Origin of the sequence: Vibrio sp. 10N.286.48.F5, from assembly GCF_041469785.1 — a bacterium.
In the GTDB taxonomy this organism is placed as follows: Bacteria; Pseudomonadota; Gammaproteobacteria; order Enterobacterales; family Vibrionaceae; genus Vibrio; species Vibrio crassostreae_C.
The window spans coordinates 40,868-60,535 of the sequence record NZ_JBFRLG010000003.1 but is presented as its reverse complement, the minus strand read 5'-3'; the positions used below and the strand labels follow the sequence as shown (position 1 = coordinate 60,535).

The following is a 19,668-nucleotide window of genomic DNA, read 5'->3' as shown; positions in this document are numbered from 1 at the left end:
CAACACGTGCGGAATAAGTTACAAACCATTAACGAAACGAGTTTTACACTGACAGTTGTGTTCGGCTGGTTTTGGCTTTGTCGGGCATTAGGGGAAGAGAATGGAAGTAATTGTAATTGGCAGCGGTGTGATTGGCTTGACCAGTGCTTGGTATCTGGCGAAAGAGGGCCACTCGGTGACGGTTATCGATCGTCAAGATAGCAGTGGCAAAGAAACCAGTTTTGCGAATGCCGGGCAAATTTCTTACGGTTATTCATCACCATGGGCGGCACCGGGCATCCCTTTGAAAGCGATGAAATGGCTTACCCAAGAACATGCGCCACTTAAAGTGAAGCCTTCTCTTTCTCCAGAGTTAATGTCTTGGGCGACTAAGATGCTCGCCAACTGTAATGAAGCCAAGTACGCACAGAATAAATCGCGGATGTTACGAGTCGCTAACTACAGCCGAGATTGCCTGACTCATCTAAGAATCAGTGAAGATTTGGCTTATGAGGGCCGGCAGAAAGGCACCTTGCAAGTATTCAGAAGCGAAAAACAATTGGACGCTATTCAGCAGGATATGAAGCTATTAACAGAGAGTGGAATCGAACACTCGCTGTTTGATGTTGAACAGTGTCTGTCAGTGGAGTCTGGTTTAGCAGACGTTAAAGACAAGCTGGTGGGCGGCCTGTATTTACCACACGATGAAACCGGTGATTGTCATCAGTTCTGTTTAACCTTGACCGAAAAAGCCAAGCAACTCGGCGTTCAGTTCGTGTTTAATACCGAAGTGGTTAGGCTCAATCATCAGAATCAAACCATTGAGAGTATTACAACGACTCAAGGCGAGTTCAAAGCGGATGCTTACGTGGTCGCTTCAGGAAGCTATTCTCGAGAACTGTTGAAGCAAGTCGATTTGTCGATCCCGGTTTATCCAGTGAAAGGCTATTCGCTAACACTGCCGATCGTGAATGCAGATAAGTCACCAACCTCGACTGTGATGGATGAAACTTACAAGGTAGCGATGACGCGATTTGATGATCGTATTCGCATTGCAGGGACGGCAGAACTTGCGGGGTTTAATTACCTTATCCCTGAAAAACGCAAAGCCACGATTGATATGGTGATTAAAGATCTTTTCCCACAAGCGGGTGACTTTTCTAAGGCTGAATACTGGACTGGGTTAAGACCAATGACGCCGGATGGTACGCCTATTATCGGTAAGACGCCTATCAAGAACCTATTTACAAATACTGGACATGGGACATTAGGTTGGACAATGGCATGTGGCTCAGGAAAGATCTTGGCAAGCGTGGTCAGTGGCTCTGATTGCGATATAAAAGCAGACGACTTGAGCATCCATCGTTACATGTAGTTCATCCAAATCCTTGGTCATACGAATTAGCCCATGTTTATTAAGCATGGGCTAATTTGGTTTGAGTGTCGCGGCTTATCGGGTGGTGGTTTCTAACACATGAGTGAATCGTTCCCACGATTTTTGGTCAGCTTCATTTTGGTAATTATTAGAGCCGAACACGGTAAAGGCATGCGGCGCCCCACTGTAGGTGATCATTTCATGCGGAACTTTGGTTGTTTCAAGTTCAGCGGCAAGGTTGCCAAAGTCTTGCATTGAAATCATGGCATCAGCCGTACCGTGGAACACGACAACCGGAGCCTTTGTCTGCGAGTAGTCTTGACCTTTTGGTGTTGATAAACCGCCATGGAAGGTGACATAAGCCTTCGAAGGAATGCCCGCACGAGCGGCTTCCAATACAGCGGCTCCGCCGAAACAGTATCCCATCATTACGTTGTTATCTAAGTTGCCGCCAAGTCTTTTCGCTTCCATGGCACCAGCGTTGAGCAACGTACGCATTTTTTCTCTGTCTTTATACAGTTCGCCTGTGTGTTGCTTTTTATCTTTCACTTCGGTCGGGCGAATGCCTTTACCAAATAGGTCGATGGCGAACACGTTGTAACCGAGTTCGTTGAGCATCTCAGAACGTTTCTTTTCGTAATCGGTTAAGCCATCCCAATCGTGTATTAGCAGTACTAAAGGTGCTTGGTCACTGGCCTCACTCCAATAACCTTCGTAATCCATCCCATCGACTTGGTAAGTGACGTTTTCTCCTGATATCGCAGAGAAGGGCAGTAAAACTGAAAACAGGCCGAGTGTAGTGAGTTTTAGCATGCGTAATTCCTTTCGATGACAATTGACGTTCCAATCGAAAGTATAGATAACGCGATGATTCTCGCCAGATTTATGTCTCTAACTTGAAATGTATGGCAGGGATAGCAGGTGGCGATTACTGATAAACAGCCATCGAAAGGGAGTGCGATGGCTGTTCATGATGTGCTGAGAAATTCTCAGGTCCGCAGAAACGCGGGGGATATTAGAGTAGAAAAGAACGGATTACTACCAAGTAGCGTTATCAGCGGTGTGACTACTTCGAAGTTCTGGGTACTTACGTTGATAGCGCGGCAACATCGACTCATTACCTAAGATGCCGCCTTGGTGGATATAGATGACGGTTTTTGTTGGGTTCTCTTCTTGCCATTGCTCTAGGCATTGCCACATCAATGGGTCGTAGAGCAGGTCGAATTCAATATCAGTTTGTTCTTGTAGAGCCAACCAAGTTTGATAGTCCTGCTGGTACAACTTACCAAAGTGGTGTTTGGCTTTAAGCGGTAATATCTGCGGGTGATCGGTTTCGCCAAGCTCGTTGAACTGTTGCGTTAGGTAATCACTGCCGCCAACACATGCACAGGTTAATACCGGGATGTTGTGTAGTTTTAAATGCTTATGTAGATACAGAGCCGTGCTGCCTGTGCCTGCTGGCAGTGCCACCACGAAATCGTGTTTGCTTTCGAAACGCGTCCAGCTGAGTATTTCAATGGCTAGTTGTTTCACGCCGTATTCAGAAAGCTGAGAGCGTCCACCTTCTGGTAACACAATGCATTGTGAGTCAGGCTGTCTGACTTGCTCAATATACGTCTGTGGATGAAGTTCAGAGCCTGTTTCTTTGACTGAAATAACCTCAGCCCCAAGGTCGATAGCGCCACGGTAGTTGCCGAGTGGGCGTTCTTGTAGCCATTGAGGCAGGTGGTCGACGTAGAACTCAAGCGTCCAACCTTTGATTTTTGCAAGTACGGCGAGCGAGAACAATGAGTTGGCTTGAGCGGAACCATAGCTTATTAGGGTGGTAGTGCTTGGGTGCTCGTCTTCCAGTAGCTTCATGAACTTTCTGGCTTTGTTGCCGCAAAAGTGGGAATGAAGCTGATCGTCACGCTTTAAGAAAAAGGTGTGGTCGTTGTATTGATGTTGAGTTACAGGGCTATTATTTAGTTTCATCGCACTTAGACAAAATACTGACTCAAGAGCCAGCATTTATAGTTCAAATAGGACTAGCGAGTATCTAGTAGCTAGGGACCGCTGTAAACCAACTAAATCAAGTTTTCGTTCGATATTGAGCCGTGAACTACGAATTCATTTGCTCTGGGATTGATGAGGATAGATCGGTTTGAAAGGTGATTTTAGCGGTACATCCACCACAACTGCGATTGACCAATTCAAAGCCCCATTGGAAGCGTTGACATAAGTCCTCGACAATCAATAAACCTAACCCATGCCCATTCGGATTGTACTGTTCTTGTAGGCCTTCGCCTTGATCTTCAATCACAACACTCTCTTGGGACAGAGTGACCGTTACGGTGCCACTATTGGTCGCTGCAATGGCATTTCTCAACAAGTTTCCGACCAACATATTCATTATCGCGCTGGTGGCCTGAATTGTGGGTTCTGATTGAACGTACATGGAGATGTCGACGTCTTTCTCATCCGCCTGTGCTGAGTTTTTTGAGACGATAGTCTCTAACTCTTGTTGGCTAAACAATCGCAGTGGCGCATCGTCACTGTTTCTTTCGTAACGCACGAGGCCGAGTAGGGCATCGACCATCTCTGACATCTGAACAATGGCTTCATCAATGCGCTCAATCTGGCGAGATTGAAACTCGGTGGTTTCGCTTCTTAGCAGTAATTTATTTGCGCCACGAGAGACCGTTAACGGTGTTCTTAGTTCATGACTTGAGTAGCGAGCAAAGGCTTGTTCACGTTTGAGTAAGGAATTGATTTCTCTTCGGTACTGATTGAGTTGATCTGTGAGCTGACGAAACTCAACTGCGGCGTCGTCATTGACACTAAATTCTTCATTGAGGTTGAGCTTATTGGATTCCAATTGTTCGGAAATAGAATTGAAGGGTTCAATCAGTCGTTTAGATAATCGATAGAGCAGAGCACCAAAGCTAAAAATTAGAATAGAGAGTAATGTTAGTACAAAGGTGGTCGCATAAACCAGTTCGTAAATCTCAAACTCGACGCGGTCGATCTCGGAAAGCAGAACGATTGGGTGGGTTTGACCTTTATCAGAATACTCACCAACATACACCATGCGAGAGTTAGGTTCTTCACCTACCTCGCCAACAAAGCTTTCTTTGCCTTTAATGTATTTGAGGTATTCGGCAGGTATCAATGAAAGATCATTGTAGGCGATTGTCAGGTCATCAATTCTTAACGTACCGCTTTCCCCTGCTTGGAATAAACCAACCGCATAGTTACGGTCGATCAGGATGCGTCTTTCACCGACGCGATCTTCTGACATGTAGAGTGCGGCAACAAAGACTAAATAGACAAAGGCCGATACAATCACGGCCATTAACCCAAAGAAAACCGCTAAGCGGCCGGTTAGGGTTTTGGTGCTCGTGAGAACATTTAAAATCAATTCGATGACTCCAGACGGAATCCAACTTTAGGGACGGTAATCAACATCTGAGTATCAAACGGCTTGTCGAGTTGGTTACGTAATTGATAGATGTGACTGCGCAACACGTCATTGTTGGGTTCGTCTTCTTCCCAGAGTTTGTAGGAAATATCTTCGCGAGTAACCACTTCTGGTGCTTTTTGGCACAACATCTCAAGGATGGTGTAAGTGGTTGGGTTGAGTGCGAGTAACTTATCTTGACGGTACGCTTTACGCGTTTTTTGGTCGATGGTGAGTTCATCAAACTGCAATTTAGAAGAAGCCACTTTTCCTCGGTAACGACGAACAAGCGCTTTCATTCTGGCTTCCAAAATATCCAAATCAAAAGGTTTGGTTAGATAGTCATCGGCACCATGCTCAAACCCTTTTAACATATCATCGCGGCTATCTAACGCAGTCAACATCAAAATAGGTGTCGCGTTGCCTTGGTCTCGCAGTTTATTACAAACCGTGAGGCCGTCCATTCTTGGCAACATCAGATCCAATATGATGATATCAAATGAGTTTTCCAACGCGAGTTGCAGGCCGAGTTCGCCGTTGTCCGCATAATCGAGTTCCATGCCAATACACTCAAAATAATCAAACAAGACACCTGCGATTTCACGGTTATCTTCGACTAATAGAACTCGTTTCATTTTGATTCTCATACAGAAATAGACGGTAACATTATCCTGAGTGAGCGTGAAAAATATGTCAATAACATAACTTTCACTTATGAGGGGGTAGATTGGATTCAGATTAAAAAATAGAAGAACGTATTATGTCTGAACTTCATATTAGCCGACCTAAAGTCTCCACATCACGGATCAATCCCGCCGTTTCACTATCGATCATTGTGCCGTTTTACGATGAACAAGAGGTGTTAGAAGAGTTTCATTCTCGCTTAACCAAGGTACTGGATAGCTTACCCATCACCAGTGAAATTGTTTATGTCGATGATGGCAGCAAAGACAACAGCTTGGATTTGGTGAGTTCATTCACTTCAATCAATAGCTCAATTTCTGTGATCGGTTTAAGCCGTAACTTTGGTAAAGAATCAGCGATGAGTGCTGGCCTCGAACACTGCCGAGGACAAGCTGTGATCTTGCTCGATGCCGATCTACAAGACCCACCCGAGCTGATTCCTCAAATGATTGCCAAATGGCGCGAAGGTTATGACGTCGTCAATATGCAGCGTAGCCAACGTGATGGTGAAACGTGGTTTAAGAAGTTTTCAGCAGCAAGCTTTTACAAAGTCATGAACGTGGCAGCGAAGATCGATGTTCCAGAAAATGTCGGTGATTTCCGACTGTTAAGCCGAGAGGTTGTCGACCATATCAACCAACTGCCTGAACGTAACCGTTACATGAAAGGCATCTTTTCATGGCCAGGTTTTAGACAAGCAACGATTCAGTTTAAGCGCGACGCTCGCTTCTGTGGCGAGACCAAGTGGAACTACCTGAAACTCATCGGATTGGCGATGGATGGCATCACATCATTTTCTATCCGCCCACTGCGTATTGCGACGGCCGTTGGTGGATTAGTGGCGCTTACTGCTTTCGTGTATGGCGTCTTCATCGTGCTCAAAACCATGATGTTTGGTGAGCCTATTACGGGCTACCCCTCAATGATGGTGGTTCAACTTGCCCTTGGCGGCATTCAACTTCTGAGTATTGGTTTAATGGGGGAATACATAGGTCGTATTTTCATCGAAACCAAGAACCGTCCTTTGTATCTGATCCAATCGGTGGTCGATACCCCTGCATTAAAAACGCATTTTAAATTAGAGGAGTCAGCATGAGCCTGAACCGAACGCACCTATGGTATTTGTTGGCTTTTGCATTGGTTCTAAGGCTCTTATCTCTGGCGACATACCCTTTAATGGACACTACGGAAGCGCGCTACGGTGAGATGGCTCGCTTGATGGTAGAAACCGGCAATTGGTTAACCCCTCAATTTGATTACGGCATCCCTTTCTGGGGTAAGCCTCCGATGTTTACCTGGATGAGCGCGATTGGCATTGAGCTGTTTGGTTTGAGTGAGTTTGCTGTGCGTGCGCCACACTGGTTAGCAGGTTTTGCGACGATTTTGTTGGTTGCGTACATGGCTAAGCGCACCGGACAAAGTGCCTTGGTGGCGGCCGTGGTATTGGCGACATGTGGGATTTTCTCTATCGCGGCGGGTGCTGTTATGACTGACATGGCATTAACGTTAGCGATGACCATAGCCATGTTAGGTTTCTACCTATGTTGGTTAGGAGGAGAGGGTTCGAAGGGAGAAGGGAGCGCGAAGACTAATCGGTCTTGGGGCTATGTCGGTTTCATTGGCTTAGCACTAGGCTTGCTGGCAAAAGGGCCGGTAGCGATTGTGATTATGGGTATCGCCGTTTTCCCTTGGTTAGTATTGCAACATGGATTTTTTGGCGCTTTTAAAGTGTTATGGCAACGCTTTCCACTGTTGTCAGGCTTAGGCGTGATGCTAGCGATTGCTTTGCCGTGGTACATCATGGCTGAAATGGCAACACCGGGTTTTATTGATTACTTTATTGTTGGCGAGCACTTTAAGCGTTTTGTTGTGAGTGGTTGGGAGGGCGATTTATACGGTTCTGCCCATGACCAAGCAAGAGGCATGATTTGGATTTTCTGGATTCAAGCGGCTGCGCCGTGGTCGATTGTGTTGCCTATTTTGACTTTCGCCCGTCGTAAGAAAATCGCAGAAGTTAACGCTGAACATAGTGGGTTGTTTTCATTCCTTGTGTGTTGGTTGGTCTCTCCTCTAATTCTTTTCACTATGGCGGGTAATATTCTTCCAGCTTACGTCCTACCGGGTATTCCAGCCCTTGGCTTGCTGGTGGCAACGCTTGTGGTAGAAAAAGATAAGAAGTGGTTCTCGAGTGTGGCTTTGGTGCTACCTGTGCTGTTAATGATTGCGATGGTCTACCTCAACCTAGGCAAAGCGAACGAGAAAAGTGACCGTATTATCTTCGAGCAGATCACGGATGAAGCGCCGAGCTTTTACATCGGTAAACGACCGTTCTCTGGGCAATTTTACAGTCATGGACAAGCGAAAAAGCTACTTGATGTTAAACAGTTAGATGGTATCGACAAGTTCTATCTGATTGGTAAAAGAGCGGAAGTGGAAACCAAGATTAAAGACAATGCGTTGACCTGTATTTTAGAGCCGACGGTGAAGATCAAGCGCGCTCTATTTAGTTGTCATAGCCAAAACATCAAACCAAATCTATCGTTGAGCCATATTCGAAGTGATGGCGATGTTCAATTTTAACTCGTCATCGAGACTGTTTAGCCACAAGTTCGACGTGCTAAACCAAAAACTACAACCTCATCATAAGATGATTAAATTCGCTATGGTGGGGTCGGGTGGCTTTGTTGTCGATTGTGCCGTGTTTGCGTTGCTGCATTACGTTATTGGGCTGCCGTTAATGAGTGCTCGAATTGGCTCTTTCATCGTTGCAGCAACGACAACCTGGTTTGGAAATCGAGTGTTGACCTTTGAATTCAAAGGGCAGGGGAATTGGTCCGAAAAGCTGATTCAATGGCAAAAGTTCATGTTCTCTGCATCAATATCGGCGATACCTAATTTGCTGTGCTTTAAGTTGATGACTGAATTGCTGCCTGCATTTACTGGGGCAGTGTTTATCGCAATGGCGGTTGGCATCTTGGTGGGCATGGTCAGTAACTATTTGCTTAGTCAGTATTGGGTGTTTGCTCGTTAGGCTATCTTGTAACAGACACAAAAAAGCGCAGCTAAATAGCTGCGCTTTGTGTTTTTACGATAGCGAAGTCAATCGGTTCGCGATATTAGCGTTGTGCTGCGCGCTGGCGGTTCTTGCCGTTACTTGCAGGTTTGCCACCTTGACCATTGCCCGCTTTGTTACGGTTTGGTTTGCCATTTCCGCCGCCATTACCTTGTGATTGCTGACCACCAGGACCTTTCTTAATGAAGCCAGTCGCTGGTTTACGAGCATTGCCATTACCGCCACCTTGGTTAGCATTACCTTGGCTACCGTTGCCGTTACCATTCGGCTTCTTGCCACCCGGTTTCTTACCAGAGTGGTTACGTGGGCTTTCGCCGCCAAGACCCGGTTGAGCTTTACTGTGCTTAGTTGCAAAACGTTGTGAGCCGTGACGACCAGATTTACGACGTTGTGCCGGTGTTTGCGTATCAAAGTCTTCTGCGGGTACTAGGCAGTTTGCTTTGTCACCAATTAGGTGCTGTTTACCCATGCTGATCAGCGCTTCACGGATGATTTTCCAGTTTTCAGGATCGTGGTAACGAAGCAGGGCTTTATGCAGACGACGTTGACGATCACCTTTCGGTACAGGAACATCTTCACGCTTTTTATATTTCACGCGTTTCAGAGGGTTAGTCTCTGAGTAGTACATCGACGTTGCATTACACATTGGCGATGGGTAGAAGTTTTGTACTTGGTCACACTCGTAGTTGTGCTTTTTCAGCCACATCGCAAGGTTAAGCATGTCTTCATCTTCCGTGCCCGGGTGAGCTGAGATGAAGTAAGGAATTAGGTACTGTTTCTTGCCGGCTTCGGCGCTGTACTTCTCGAACATCTCTTTGAAACGATCGTACGTGCCCATACCTGGTTTCATCATCAGATCCAGTGGGCCTTTTTCAGTATGCTCTGGAGCAATCTTCAAGTAACCACCAACGTGGTGAGTCACAAGCTCACGAACGTATTCTGGAGATTCAATCGCTAAGTCGTAACGTACACCAGAAGCGATCATGATCTTCTTAACGCCCGGTACTTTTCTCGCAGAGCGGTACAGGTCGATGGTGTGTTGATGATCTGTGTTTAGCTTTTCACAGATTTTCGGGAACACGCATGATGGACGACGACAGTTAATTTCTGCTTTTGGATCTGAACAACCTAAACGGTACATGTTCGCCGTTGGGCCGCCCAAGTCAGAAATAGTACCTGTGAAGCCCGGTACTTTATCTTTAATGTCTTCGATTTCATCCAAGATAGATTCTTTCGAACGGTTCTGAATGATGCGACCTTCGTGCTCTGTGATTGAACAGAAAGAACAACCACCAAAACAACCACGCATGATGTTAACCGAGGTTTTGATCATGTCGTATGCAGGGATTTTCGCTTTGCCGTACATAGGGTGCGGAACACGCTTATAAGCAAGGCCAAACACGTAGTCCATCTCTTCTGTGGTCAATGGAATTGGCGCTTGGTTAACCCAAAGTTCGCGATCTCCGTGACGTTGAATCAGAGCACGACCTGAGTACGGGTTTGTCTCAAGGTGCAGAATACGACTAGCGTGAGCGTAAAGAATACGGTCATTGTTTAGCTTTTCGTAACCTGGGATACGAACCGCTGTAGTTTTTGCATCGTGACGAGAAGGGCGAATAGTAATAGGTTGCGCTTTTACTTCTTCTTTTTCGTCTTTCTTGGTATCACACTGAGTTTCAACTTCGTACGGGTTAACCGGAACATACGCTTTGTTCGGCTTTTCGATACGAGAAGAGTCAATGATCTTGAAGCCTTCAGGGGCCGCAGGAAGATTGATAGCAGTACCGCGGATATTGGTCAGCGTAGACATGTCTTCACCATCGGCAATGCGGTGTGCTACTTCAACCAATGCACGCTCAGCGTTACCAAAAAGAAGAATGTCAGCTTTTGCATCAAACAATACAGAGCGGCGAACTTTATCTGACCAGTAGTCGTAGTGAGCTACACGACGTAAGCTCGCTTCAATACCACCAAGCACGATTGGCGTGCCTTTGTAAGCTTCACGACAACGTTGAGAATAAACCAGAGTTGCACGATCAGGACGCTTGCCACCTTCATTGTTCGGAGTATAAGCATCATCGTGACGTAATTTGCGATCAGAGGTGTAGCGGTTGATCATGGAGTCCATGTTACCCGCTGTGATGCCGAAGAATAGGTTAGGTTTACCTAGCTTCATGAAGGCATCTTTATTGTCCCACTTTGGTTGAGCAATAATGCCCACGCGGAAACCTTGAGCTTCAAGCAGACGGCCGATGATAGCCATACCAAAGCTCGGGTGATCGACATAAGCGTCACCAGTTACAATAATAATGTCACAGCTATCCCATCCAAGAGCATCCATCTCCTTTCTACTGGTAGGCAAAAAGGGTGCAGTTCCGTAGCACTCGGCCCAGTATTTTTTGTGTTCGTGAATAGGAGTGATATCGCTGTACATATTTCAACCTCTGATTTTTGAGGCGGGAATTATAGCGGCATGAGCCTAGACTAGCCAGTAGAACATGCCCCTGTTAGTTCTGGTGTCTTTCGTCTTTTTACGGTAAATGGCGATAAAAGAGCCATACAACAGCATAGTTGAAGCCTTGAATAACGTCGCTAATTTGTGATTTTGATTAGTGTTCGCAGCAGTTTTTGATATTATTCGCGAAAATAAGTCTGAAGAAGTAGATCCACAATGGTCGAAACGTTATTAGTACAATTTGCTCCGATGCTTTTAGGAACCCAACTGATCTTAACCCTCATCTTGGTGAAAGGGGATATTTGTCCGGGGCAGCGTGGTCGGATCCACAAGATGTTACCTGCGATTGGCGTGCTGTGGCTTGCCGTCGCTTCAGTAAAAATTGAAGCCTTTCTGGTCGTGTTCGCGATCTTTTATTTCTATTCTCAAGTTCAAACCAAGAAGACTCGCGATTCTGGTCCTATCTGGGTGATGTACTTGGCCTGTGGTTTAGCGTTGTCATATGTTGCTATACAAGCGACTGAGCAAGCAACCGCTGTTGGTATCATTACTACTTTGCTGCTAGTGGTACTGTTAGGAGCAGCGTTTGGCCATCTACTACTGACGATTGCAAGGACACGGTTGCAGGCATTTCATCGAGTGCTTCCTGTTGTGGGCGTGCTAACCGGTATGTTGGTAGTACTGGCGACCGTCGTGAGTGTTTACTCTTTGTCTGAAGCTCAATTAGAACCTGTGATTTCCACTTTGCTATTTAGTTTTGCTTTGTTGATCTCCTCAATCGTGGTGTGGTGTTGGCATTTACTGTTCGCAAGAACGCCTGAAAAGCTTCAACTGAGTATTTCGTTGTTGATGTTATTGGTGGCCGTTGTGGGTTTAACGCCAGTTTGGGCGCTTTAATCACGCACTTTCATTAATTACGTATTCTTGTTAAGAAGTGTGATCTGTTTTTTAGCGTGACGTTGGTAAGCGTTCTAAACTTAACTCTAGTCAGTGTGTTCGTAAGGAGTACGAGATGGATTTAAGCAACGTCAAAGGTTTCGATAGCATTATTTTGCTAGGAATCGTTAATGAAAAACTTCGCCTAGAATGCGATAGCTTTGAAGAGCTGATCAGCATGTATGAAATGGATACAGAAAGTGTTGTGGGCAAGCTCGATATGCTTGGCTATCAATACGATCCATTGACTAACCAGTTTAAGTCTTACTCGAGATAAGCTAAAGATTAGCGCATCTTTTATCGAAAATGACATGCATCGCGTGTTGTGGGTGTTGAGAGAAAAAAAGTCACAGATTATCTGTGACTTTTTTGTTTCTGACGAATCGATCGAGCTTAACTTAGCCATAAATCATCTTTAAACGACCTCTATGCCATCTAAGTGACTCTTACTTTGCTGTCTTGCCGTGCTAAAGAAAGCTTGCAGGTAACGTTTATCTTTCTCAGAGTTTCTTACCGCTGCGAACAGTCTTCTTGATAGTCCTTTGCCTAATGGCTTGCTGGCAATCAGCCCTTGTCTTGAGAATTCACTGATCGCCCAGTTTGGTAGAGCCGCTACTCCCAAACCTGCTGATACCATTTGAACTAGCATTAACGTGTTGTCCGCTTGTTTCCACTTTTTAGGTTCTACACCCGCAGGCTGTAAAAAGTGCTTCACGACATCTAAACGCTGTTTTTGAACAGGGTAGGTGAGCATGGTGAGATCGCTAAGATCTTGCGGTTCAATGCTCGCTTTTTCTGCCAAAGGTGAGTTGATTGCGGTGATCAAACGCATCTCAAAATCAAAGAGTGGTTCGTAGTGAACCTCAGAGCGAGGCTGTATATCAGAGGTGATCACCAAATCTAGCTCGCCTGCCATTAGCGCGGGTAGCGGCTCAAACCCAAAGCCTGACGAGAAATCTAGCGTTACGCTTGGCCAAGCCACTTGATATTCCTTCAAAGCAGGCATTAACCATTGGAAGCATGAGTGACATTCAATCGCCATGTGCAAACGACCATTCACATCCTCTTTCAGGCTCGCGAGTTCGTTCTCCGCTTTAGCTATTCTTGGCTGTATCTCATCGGCAAGCCTAAGCAAAATCTCACCTTCAGAGGTGAACTTAACTGGTCTAGTTTTACGTAGGAAAAGCTGACCACCGATACGCGCCTCAAGGTCTTTCAGTTGGTGAGAAAGCGCCGACTGAGTCAAGTGAAGAGAAGTTGCCGTCGCTGTTAGCGAGCCGCTGTCTCTTAAGGTAGTCAATGTTCGAAGGTGTTTAAGCTCTATCATGAGTTTTCCTCATATTCCTTAAGCCAATTCAATATTTCTTAATAATCACCCTACGGGGTTTTCTTTCATTTGTAAACGTCTAGATGTCCAGATGGATTTAATTTTTTCAGCTTTAGATTATTCAAGATGAATATTTTTAATAAACAAGATGAATATTTGGACGTTGTTCATCGTTCAGATTAGGGAGATAGTTTAGCCATCCAGACGCCTTATAAAGAACTTAAACCATAAGCTAGGCAGTTTGATCGAACACTAAAAATTATTGAATAAGGAACAGGTTCATGACTACGACAACGCATATTTTAGGCTACCCACGTATCGGCGAAAAACGCGAACTCAAATTCACTTTAGAAAAATACTGGCGCGGTGAGATTAGCCAATCAGATTTAAAGCAACTCGGTAGCGAACTAAGAAATCGTAACTGGAATGTACAAGCTGACGCGAATCTTAGCTTTGCAACTGCGGGTGACTTCGCATGGTACGACCATGTATTAACAACGACTTTACTTCTAGGCCACGTACCAAAGCGCCATACTGGTGGTTCTGAAGATGAAAAATCCTTCCCAGATTTAGATACTTTGTTCCGTGTGGGGCGTGGTCAATCTCAGGTTCAGTCGACTTGTTGCGGTGGTACGCATACGTCTAGTGACGGCACTAAAGATAGCTCTGCGGCTTCTGATATGACTAAGTGGTTCAACACCAACTACCATTACATTGTGCCTGAGTTCAGCAAAGACGATTCCTTTGAAGTGAGCTGGCCACAACTGTTTGACGAAGTGAGTGAAGCGATAAAATCCGGGCATAAGGTGAAGCCAGTTTTGTTAGGCCCGTTATCTTATTTATATCTTGGTAAAGAAGTGGAGGAGGGTTTTGATCGTTTATCTCTTCTTCCGCGCCTTCTTACCGCTTACCAAGCAATTTTGGCAAAACTCGCTAAGTTGGGGGTTGAGTGGGTTCAAATCGATGAACCAATTCTTTCGCTTGAGCTTGAGAGTCAATGGGCAGATTCATTCAAGTTGGCGTATCAAGTGATTCAAGGTGATGTAAAACTGCTGCTCACTACTTATTTTGATTCGGTGACTGATACCTTAGATAAGATAGTAGAGCTACCAGTTAATGGCCTACATATCGACTTAGCAGCAGCACCACAGCAACTTGATGAAGTAGTGGGTAAGTTACCTGAACACTGGGTACTTTCAGCAGGGGTGATTAATGGACGAAACGTTTGGCGAGCTGATTTAGCCGCTCAACTAGAGTTACTACAACCAGTGAAAGAGAAGCTAGGAGACAAACTTTGGGTAGCAAGTTCATGTTCACTTTTGCATAGTCCAGTCGACCTTGAGTTAGAAGATTCACTCAGCGATGAAGTGAAGAGTTGGTTTGCTTTCGCGAAACAGAAAGTGACCGAGGTGAGTATATTGGGTGCTGCACTAGACGGTAATCACAATGCTATCTTGGCGTGTGAAACCTACAGCCAGCCGATTGTTGCACGCAAGAGCGCGACTCATGTGAATAAGCCGCAGGTTCAAGCTCGTATTAACACCATTACCAAAACCCTAACCGAGCGAAGTGCTCCTTATGCCGAACGCGCTTCACATCAGTCTGAGGTGTTAGGTTTACCATTATTGCCAACCACAACAATTGGTTCATTTCCACAAACCGGAGAGATCCGTGTTCAGCGTAGTGCTTACCGCACTGGCAAACTGAGTGAAGCGGAATACAACACCGCGTTGAAAGGTCATATTGCGGATGCGGTGAAACGACAAGAAGCACTTGATTTGGATGTACTGGTTCATGGTGAAGCTGAACGTAATGATATGGTGGAGTACTTTGCTGAAAATCTAGCAGGCTTCCAAACTACTAAGTTTGGTTGGGTACAAAGCTATGGCTCACGCTGCGTGAAGCCGGCGATTGTGGTCGCGGATATAGAGCGTGAGAAGCCGATGACCGTAGAATGGTCGACCTATGCCCAATCTCTGACCTCGAAGCAGATGAAAGGGATGCTGACAGGCCCAGTCACTATCTTATGTTGGACATTCCCACGTGAAGACATTTCACGCAAAGAGATCACTAATCAATTGGCATTTGCGCTGCGAGATGAAGTGTCTGATTTGCAAGACGCGGGCATCAACATTATCCAAATCGATGAACCAGCGATTCGTGAAGGTCTGCCATTGAAAAAGCGCGACCACGCAGAATACCTAGAGTGGGCGGTCGATGCCTTTAAGATTTCAGCTGCGAGTGCTAAACCAGAAACTCAGATTCACACCCACATGTGTTACAGCGAGTTCAACGAGATCATTGATTCAGTCGCTGCGCTAGACGCCGATGTGATTACCATAGAGACTTCTCGTTCGAACATGGAACTGCTGAAAGCGTTTGAAGAGTTCAACTACCCGAATGCGATTGGGCCTGGCGTTTATGACATCCACTCACCAAACATTCCTTCAGAAGAGTGGATTGTTGATTTACTTAAGAGAGCGGCAAAGAAAATCCCAGCAGAACGTTTGTGGGCAAACCCTGATTGTGGCCTGAAGACGCGTAACTGGGCAGAGACAGAAGCGGCACTGGCTAATTTAGTTTCAGCGACTAAAATGCTGCGTAAAGAGTGGGAGTCGGCAGAAGCATCAGCATAATTAAAGCTAGGGTGTTATCGTTCTAAAAACAAAAGTCTGAGAAAAGAAAGGCCTCGCATCTGCAAGGCCTTTCTTGTTTGTTACTAGCTTAACGTTAGAAATCAAATCTAGTTAATGCTCTGACATGTCTCTTTGCTGATTAGCTTTTCAACCATCAGTTGTCCGCGAGTGTTGCGAACCTTAATGTTGTAAGCCAAGCCCATGTCAAGGTTTGCTCTAACTTCAGAGTTGGTGCAGTAGCTGTTAACACTCATATCTACGACTTGGTTTAAAGGCTTAGCACCTTTAGCGTCTTGGTTGTAGATGATCATGATCTCGATAACGGTGTTTTTTGCCAGTACACGCATGACCGACAGTGGGCCATACTCAATCGGCAGGCCTGCAGATAAAACGCCAGCACGGTGCTGCGCCATCATCTCTAGCTGTCTTTGTTCGTCTTGCTCACTTGAAGCACAGCCTGCAAGCAGAGCTAAAGCCAGTGAGCCAATAATCCATTTTTTCACGTTAAAATACTTTCTTGAATGGTTTTACAATCACATTTTGGTAAACGCCAGCATCAATGTACGGATCTGCGTCTGCCCATACCTGTGCGTCCTCTAAAGAATTAAACTCAGCAATTACAGTAGAGCCAGTGAAGCCGGCTTCACCAGGGTTGTCTGAATCAATCGCAGGCATTGGGCCAGCAGTCAAAAGTCGGCCTTCATCGTGAAGTGTTTGCAGGCGTTCTAGATGTTGTGGGCGAACACTTAGGCGCTTTTCTAATGAATTTTCGACGTCTTGAGAAAAAATCACGTACCACATATTGGTATATCCTTATTTTACTTCACTGAATTGGGGGCGTTTAAATTCGCTATCTTGCTAATTTACGCGAACTAATTGGTATTGGAAGAGCTAATGATAAGAAATTGTGAAATGGTGCGAGAGAGAAGTATGGTCTTTAGCGATTTCATTCGTTGAAACTAAAGACCGTCTACATTAGCAGCTTGGTGAAAAGTACTATTTATTGATCGGGCGAGGCTTACCACCCTCATCGACAGCAACGTAGTTGAACGTTGCTCCACAAACCTTATATCGGTCGCCGATGCCGTGATCAAGTACAGGCTTAACCCACACTTCTAGGTCGATATTCATCGAGCTACGGCCAATCTTGGTGCAGTCACCATAAACACACACAACATCACCCACTGAAACCGGCTGTTTGAACTCAATACTCGATACTGAAACAGTGACAATCTTGCCGTTAGAGATCTCCTTCGCCAGTATGCCGCCAGCAAGGTCAAGCTGAGACATTATCCAACCACCGAAAATCTGGCCTGCTGCATTGGTATCAGAAGGCATCGCCAATGTGCGAAGAAGTAAAGAACCAATCGGGTTCAAAGTTGATTGAATAGTCATTGTTGTACTCTTAATGGTATTGATTGTTTTAAATTTAAATAGATGTGTTTGCCGCGCTCGCGGTGGTCGTATTTTTAACGTATTCACCGAACACAAACAATCAGTGGCCAATGATCACGAGTATCATTGGCCACTGTTAAATAGCATATTGATAATAATTGTATCAAAAAGGGGATGAGGACTCATCCCTTAGGGTTACTTCTCGTCGGTATTTTTATCCGTTAACTCTTTCTGCTGGTCTTTTGGTAGATGCTTATAGATATAAACACCAGTGAGCAAGGTGAAGAGCAAGGTCGCGATGAGTAGACCAAACACTTTGAAGTTGACCCAAACATCCAACGGTAGGCTGAAAGCAACGTAAACGTTGAGAACGGCACATAGGGTAAAGAACAGCGTCCATGCCCAGTTGATCTTGCCCCATACCGAATCAGGCAGTGTGATCTCTTTGCCTAACATACCTTTAATCGCTGATTTGCCCATGATGTGACTGACCGTCAGGCCAATCGCAAACAGTGCGTAAACGATGGTGACTTTCCATTTAATGAAGTTGTCGTCGTGCAAGAAGATGGTCATGCCACCAAATACGGCAACCATTAGAAAGGTGATGACCTGCATTTTTTCGACTTTCTTGTAGATGAAATAAGTCAAAATAATTTGAACTGCAGAGGCAACGATCAAAGCGCCGGTCGCGGTATAGATGTCGTACATCTTATAAAGCGCAAAGAAAATAATGAGAGGAATGAAATCAAGAATTTGTTTCATGAGACACTGACTATCCAGTTAGTTGAGTTGCTGACAGTCTAACGAAAACTGTCTCGATGCTAAATAGCTCGAGACAATTGGGTGCCAATTAATTCAATCTAACCACTCATCGTGTTTAAAGAGTTGAAGCAGGTTATCGCATTGACGAGGTTTGATAGCGAGGTATCAGCTTTTTGATATCTTCAAGGTAACCTTCGCTCTTTAAGCTGTCTAAGGTGTTTTCGAGCTCTTGCTCACTCATGGCAAAACATGTCGATTTACCGGTCGTTAAGTCGAGATACTCGTGATATTCACGCTCTGTGAAGTGGCCGATTCTATCCATTAATAAGGTTTTAACCCCATGGTGAATTAAGCCGTAATATGTATGTCTTTGTAAGGTCATAGCCTATCCTCCGTGACAGGGTGCGAAGAAAAGACAACCTGCTGTAAATTGTTTGGGTTATCTATGACAAAGCAATTCGAATGCCATTTGGGTCACAGACACAGAATATTTCTGTTATCAAATTGAATTGATTCTTTTTTCAATCAGTTAAATGAAAGCTAATTCTGTTCTCAACCAAACAATACGTCGCTGACGGAAAATAGTTTTATTTTGAGAACGTTGTCATTCTCATTATGACGCTTTACTGAAGCCTTATGGTCTTTGAGCTTGGCAATTTCCCCGTTGTTAACCGACAAGCCACTCGACCAATGTAGTTAGGGATACATTTTGGCGATTCTTGGGCTGAATTAAGAAGTAACCATTTCCTGAAAAGACACTGTCTTCACTCACTTTGACTAATCTGCCTAAATCAATATCTTGCTTGGCAAGCGTGATGTCGCCTATCGCAATTCCAAATCCTTGAATAGCTGCATTCATCGCTTGATCGAGTGTTGCGAACTGTTGGTTATTCTTGCTCGAAAGGTCATGACTTCCTATGTGCTCCAACCAAAGTCGCCAATCACTTTGTTCATTGTTGGCGTGTAACCACGTGTAGTGAGCGAGTTGGTGCGGTTTGATTAGAGAAGAGGAACCACTGGTAAGGTGATTGGGTTTGATGCTTTGCGCTTGGCAGACGGGTGCGAGTTGCTCGTTGAACAATAACTGGCTGACGATCGATTGTTGGCTCGGCTTCTTGCCATAGGTAATCACGGCATCGAACGGGTCAAAACTTGGCTCAAAAACATGCTTGATGGTAGAAGTGAGCTCAACATCAATCTCAGGGTAGGCTTCTTGAAAAGACATCAGTTTTGGTAGCAACCAAGAGGTAATGCAACTCGGTGCGTTTAGCTTAATTTTGGAAGGGGAACTCGCCACTTGGTTCAGTGCGGATTGCAGTCGCTGAATTGTATCTTGGATGAGCGGAACCAGTTCTTCTCCTTTGGGTGTTAATGACAACCCCCGAGCATGACGATAGAAAAGGTCGCACCCAAGATTTTCTTCAAACGACAATACCTGACGACTCACTGCACCTTGCGTAACATTGAGCTCATGTGCCGCGCGTGTAAAGTTGAGGTGCCTTGCCGTAGACAAAAACGCGAGCAAGGTTTTGGTTGAAGGAAGTGTGCGATTCATATCTTTACCTATGACTTTTTATCATGGCTATTATGTGATTATTTCGATTCAT

19 protein-coding genes are annotated in these 19,668 nt (G+C 45.2%); 7 read left to right on the top strand and 12 right to left on the bottom strand.

Features of this window, described 5'->3' with window-relative positions:
* The first annotated feature begins 100 nt into the window (after window positions 1–100).
* A complete protein-coding gene (locus AB4185_RS01820; protein ID WP_136978945.1) occupies window positions 101–1,354 on the top strand; it encodes a D-amino acid dehydrogenase in 1,254 nt (417 codons plus the stop codon).
* 75 nt (window positions 1,355–1,429) lie between these two features.
* Here AB4185_RS01820 and AB4185_RS01815 read toward each other — a convergent pair whose 3' ends face one another.
* The 4 genes from AB4185_RS01815 to AB4185_RS01800 form a co-directional block, all read right to left on the bottom strand.
* Window positions 1,430–2,167 (bottom strand): dienelactone hydrolase family protein, encoded by a 738-nt coding sequence (locus AB4185_RS01815; RefSeq protein WP_372134751.1) that lies wholly within the window; start codon window positions 2,165–2,167, stop codon window positions 1,430–1,432.
* Window positions 2,168–2,392: 225 nt separating this feature from the next.
* On the bottom strand, window positions 2,393–3,328 hold the full coding sequence (locus tag AB4185_RS01810) for a 1-aminocyclopropane-1-carboxylate deaminase/D-cysteine desulfhydrase (RefSeq protein WP_372134749.1): 936 nt from the start codon (window positions 3,326–3,328) through the stop codon (window positions 2,393–2,395).
* 127 nt (window positions 3,329–3,455) lie between these two features.
* A complete protein-coding gene (locus AB4185_RS01805) occupies window positions 3,456–4,754 on the bottom strand; it encodes a sensor histidine kinase (protein ID WP_372134747.1) in 1,299 nt (432 codons plus the stop codon).
* Window positions 4,751–5,428, bottom strand: coding sequence for a response regulator transcription factor (locus AB4185_RS01800; protein WP_065585153.1), 678 nt, complete (start codon window positions 5,426–5,428; stop codon window positions 4,751–4,753). Before AB4185_RS01800 ends, AB4185_RS01805 begins: the two co-directional genes overlap by 4 nt.
* 125 nt (window positions 5,429–5,553) lie before the next feature.
* On the opposite strand from AB4185_RS01800, the gene AB4185_RS01795 reads away from it, so the two are divergent.
* The 3 genes from AB4185_RS01795 to AB4185_RS01785 are packed head-to-tail and all read left to right on the top strand — an operon-like array spanning window position 5,554 to window position 8,508.
* Complete coding sequence (locus AB4185_RS01795) at window positions 5,554–6,573, top strand: glycosyltransferase (RefSeq protein ID WP_372102542.1); 1,020 nt, start codon at window positions 5,554–5,556, stop codon at window positions 6,571–6,573.
* Window positions 6,570–8,057 (top strand): glycosyltransferase family 39 protein, encoded by a 1,488-nt coding sequence (locus AB4185_RS01790; RefSeq protein WP_017063527.1) that lies wholly within the window; start codon window positions 6,570–6,572, stop codon window positions 8,055–8,057. Before AB4185_RS01795 ends, AB4185_RS01790 begins: the two co-directional genes overlap by 4 nt.
* Window positions 8,044–8,508, top strand: a complete 465-nt coding sequence (locus AB4185_RS01785) for a GtrA family protein (RefSeq protein ID WP_017062031.1) — start codon at window positions 8,044–8,046, stop codon at window positions 8,506–8,508. Before AB4185_RS01790 ends, AB4185_RS01785 begins: the two co-directional genes overlap by 14 nt.
* An 85-nt stretch (window positions 8,509–8,593) precedes the next feature.
* Here the strand turns inward: AB4185_RS01785 and AB4185_RS01780 are convergent, their stop codons facing one another.
* Entirely contained in the window at window positions 8,594–10,891 is a 2,298-nt protein-coding gene (locus AB4185_RS01780) for a YgiQ family radical SAM protein (RefSeq protein WP_408068902.1), read from the bottom strand.
* A 330-nt stretch (window positions 10,892–11,221) separates the two neighbouring features.
* On the opposite strand from AB4185_RS01780, the gene AB4185_RS01775 reads away from it, so the two are divergent.
* Both AB4185_RS01775 and AB4185_RS01770 read left to right on the top strand, forming a co-directional pair.
* Entirely contained in the window at window positions 11,222–11,902 is a 681-nt protein-coding gene (locus AB4185_RS01775; protein ID WP_029235143.1) for a hypothetical protein, read from the top strand.
* Between the two features lie 115 nt (window positions 11,903–12,017).
* Window positions 12,018–12,218 (top strand): DUF4250 domain-containing protein, encoded by a 201-nt coding sequence (locus AB4185_RS01770; RefSeq protein ID WP_010437991.1) that lies wholly within the window; start codon window positions 12,018–12,020, stop codon window positions 12,216–12,218.
* Window positions 12,219–12,356: 138 nt separating this feature from the next.
* Here AB4185_RS01770 and AB4185_RS01765 read toward each other — a convergent pair whose 3' ends face one another.
* The gene (locus tag AB4185_RS01765) at window positions 12,357–13,268 is read right to left on the bottom strand and encodes a LysR substrate-binding domain-containing protein (protein ID WP_010437993.1); all 912 of its coding nucleotides are present in this window, start codon (window positions 13,266–13,268) and stop codon (window positions 12,357–12,359) included.
* 281 nt (window positions 13,269–13,549) lie between these two features.
* On the opposite strand from AB4185_RS01765, the gene metE reads away from it, so the two are divergent.
* Complete coding sequence (metE, locus tag AB4185_RS01760) at window positions 13,550–15,904, top strand: 5-methyltetrahydropteroyltriglutamate--homocysteine S-methyltransferase (protein WP_016789268.1); 2,355 nt, start codon at window positions 13,550–13,552, stop codon at window positions 15,902–15,904.
* Between the two features lie 107 nt (window positions 15,905–16,011).
* On the opposite strand, the gene AB4185_RS01755 is transcribed toward metE, so the two are convergent.
* From AB4185_RS01755 to AB4185_RS01730, 6 genes are all read right to left on the bottom strand, one after another.
* Window positions 16,012–16,407 (bottom strand): GspS/AspS pilotin family protein, encoded by a 396-nt coding sequence (locus tag AB4185_RS01755; RefSeq protein ID WP_372134743.1) that lies wholly within the window; start codon window positions 16,405–16,407, stop codon window positions 16,012–16,014.
* 1 nt (window position 16,408) lies between these two features.
* Window positions 16,409–16,705: a YciI family protein gene (locus AB4185_RS01750; RefSeq protein WP_248389989.1), complete on the bottom strand. Its 297-nt coding sequence runs from the start codon at window positions 16,703–16,705 to the stop codon at window positions 16,409–16,411.
* Between the two features lie 195 nt (window positions 16,706–16,900).
* The gene (gene yciA, locus AB4185_RS01745) at window positions 16,901–17,299 is read right to left on the bottom strand and encodes an acyl-CoA thioester hydrolase YciA (protein ID WP_010438001.1); all 399 of its coding nucleotides are present in this window, start codon (window positions 17,297–17,299) and stop codon (window positions 16,901–16,903) included.
* A 195-nt stretch (window positions 17,300–17,494) separates the two neighbouring features.
* Complete coding sequence (locus tag AB4185_RS01740; RefSeq protein WP_017061509.1) at window positions 17,495–18,061, bottom strand: septation protein A; 567 nt, start codon at window positions 18,059–18,061, stop codon at window positions 17,495–17,497.
* A gap of 133 nt (window positions 18,062–18,194) precedes the next feature.
* Complete coding sequence (locus tag AB4185_RS01735; RefSeq protein WP_372134741.1) at window positions 18,195–18,443, bottom strand: hypothetical protein; 249 nt, start codon at window positions 18,441–18,443, stop codon at window positions 18,195–18,197.
* Between the two features lie 285 nt (window positions 18,444–18,728).
* Complete coding sequence (locus AB4185_RS01730) at window positions 18,729–19,616, bottom strand: LysR substrate-binding domain-containing protein (protein WP_065585159.1); 888 nt, start codon at window positions 19,614–19,616, stop codon at window positions 18,729–18,731.
* Between the last annotated feature and the right edge of the window lie 52 nt (window positions 19,617–19,668).

Bases quoted from the DNA above. Each gene is read 5' to 3' on its own strand.
- AB4185_RS01820 (WP_136978945.1), top strand. From the start codon at position 101: ATGGAAGTAATTGTAATTGGCAGCGGTGTGATTGGCTTGACCAGTGCT.
- AB4185_RS01810 (WP_372134749.1), bottom strand. From the start codon at position 3,328: ATGAAACTAAATAATAGCCCTGTAACTCAACATCAATACAACGACCAC.
- AB4185_RS01765 (WP_010437993.1), bottom strand. From the start codon at position 13,268: ATGATAGAGCTTAAACACCTTCGAACATTGACTACCTTAAGAGACAGC.
- AB4185_RS01735 (WP_372134741.1), bottom strand. From the start codon at position 18,443: ATGACCTTACAAAGACATACATATTACGGCTTAATTCACCATGGGGTT.
- AB4185_RS01730 (WP_065585159.1), bottom strand. From the start codon at position 19,616: ATGAATCGCACACTTCCTTCAACCAAAACCTTGCTCGCGTTTTTGTCT.
- AB4185_RS01750 (WP_248389989.1), bottom strand. From the start codon at position 16,705: ATGTGGTACGTGATTTTTTCTCAAGACGTCGAAAATTCATTAGAAAAG.
- AB4185_RS01800 (WP_065585153.1), bottom strand. From the start codon at position 5,428: ATGAAACGAGTTCTATTAGTCGAAGATAACCGTGAAATCGCAGGTGTC.
- AB4185_RS01740 (WP_017061509.1), bottom strand. From the start codon at position 18,061: ATGAAACAAATTCTTGATTTCATTCCTCTCATTATTTTCTTTGCGCTT.
- AB4185_RS01775 (WP_029235143.1), top strand. From the start codon at position 11,222: ATGGTCGAAACGTTATTAGTACAATTTGCTCCGATGCTTTTAGGAACC.
- AB4185_RS01780 (WP_408068902.1), bottom strand. From the start codon at position 10,891: ATGGATGCTCTTGGATGGGATAGCTGTGACATTATTATTGTAACTGGT.
- AB4185_RS01770 (WP_010437991.1), top strand. From the start codon at position 12,018: ATGGATTTAAGCAACGTCAAAGGTTTCGATAGCATTATTTTGCTAGGA.
- AB4185_RS01785 (WP_017062031.1), top strand. From the start codon at position 8,044: ATGTTCAATTTTAACTCGTCATCGAGACTGTTTAGCCACAAGTTCGAC.
- metE (WP_016789268.1), top strand. From the start codon at position 13,550: ATGACTACGACAACGCATATTTTAGGCTACCCACGTATCGGCGAAAAA.
- AB4185_RS01815 (WP_372134751.1), bottom strand. From the start codon at position 2,167: ATGCTAAAACTCACTACACTCGGCCTGTTTTCAGTTTTACTGCCCTTC.
- yciA (WP_010438001.1), bottom strand. From the start codon at position 17,299: ATGACTATTCAATCAACTTTGAACCCGATTGGTTCTTTACTTCTTCGC.
- AB4185_RS01795 (WP_372102542.1), top strand. From the start codon at position 5,554: ATGTCTGAACTTCATATTAGCCGACCTAAAGTCTCCACATCACGGATC.
- AB4185_RS01790 (WP_017063527.1), top strand. From the start codon at position 6,570: ATGAGCCTGAACCGAACGCACCTATGGTATTTGTTGGCTTTTGCATTG.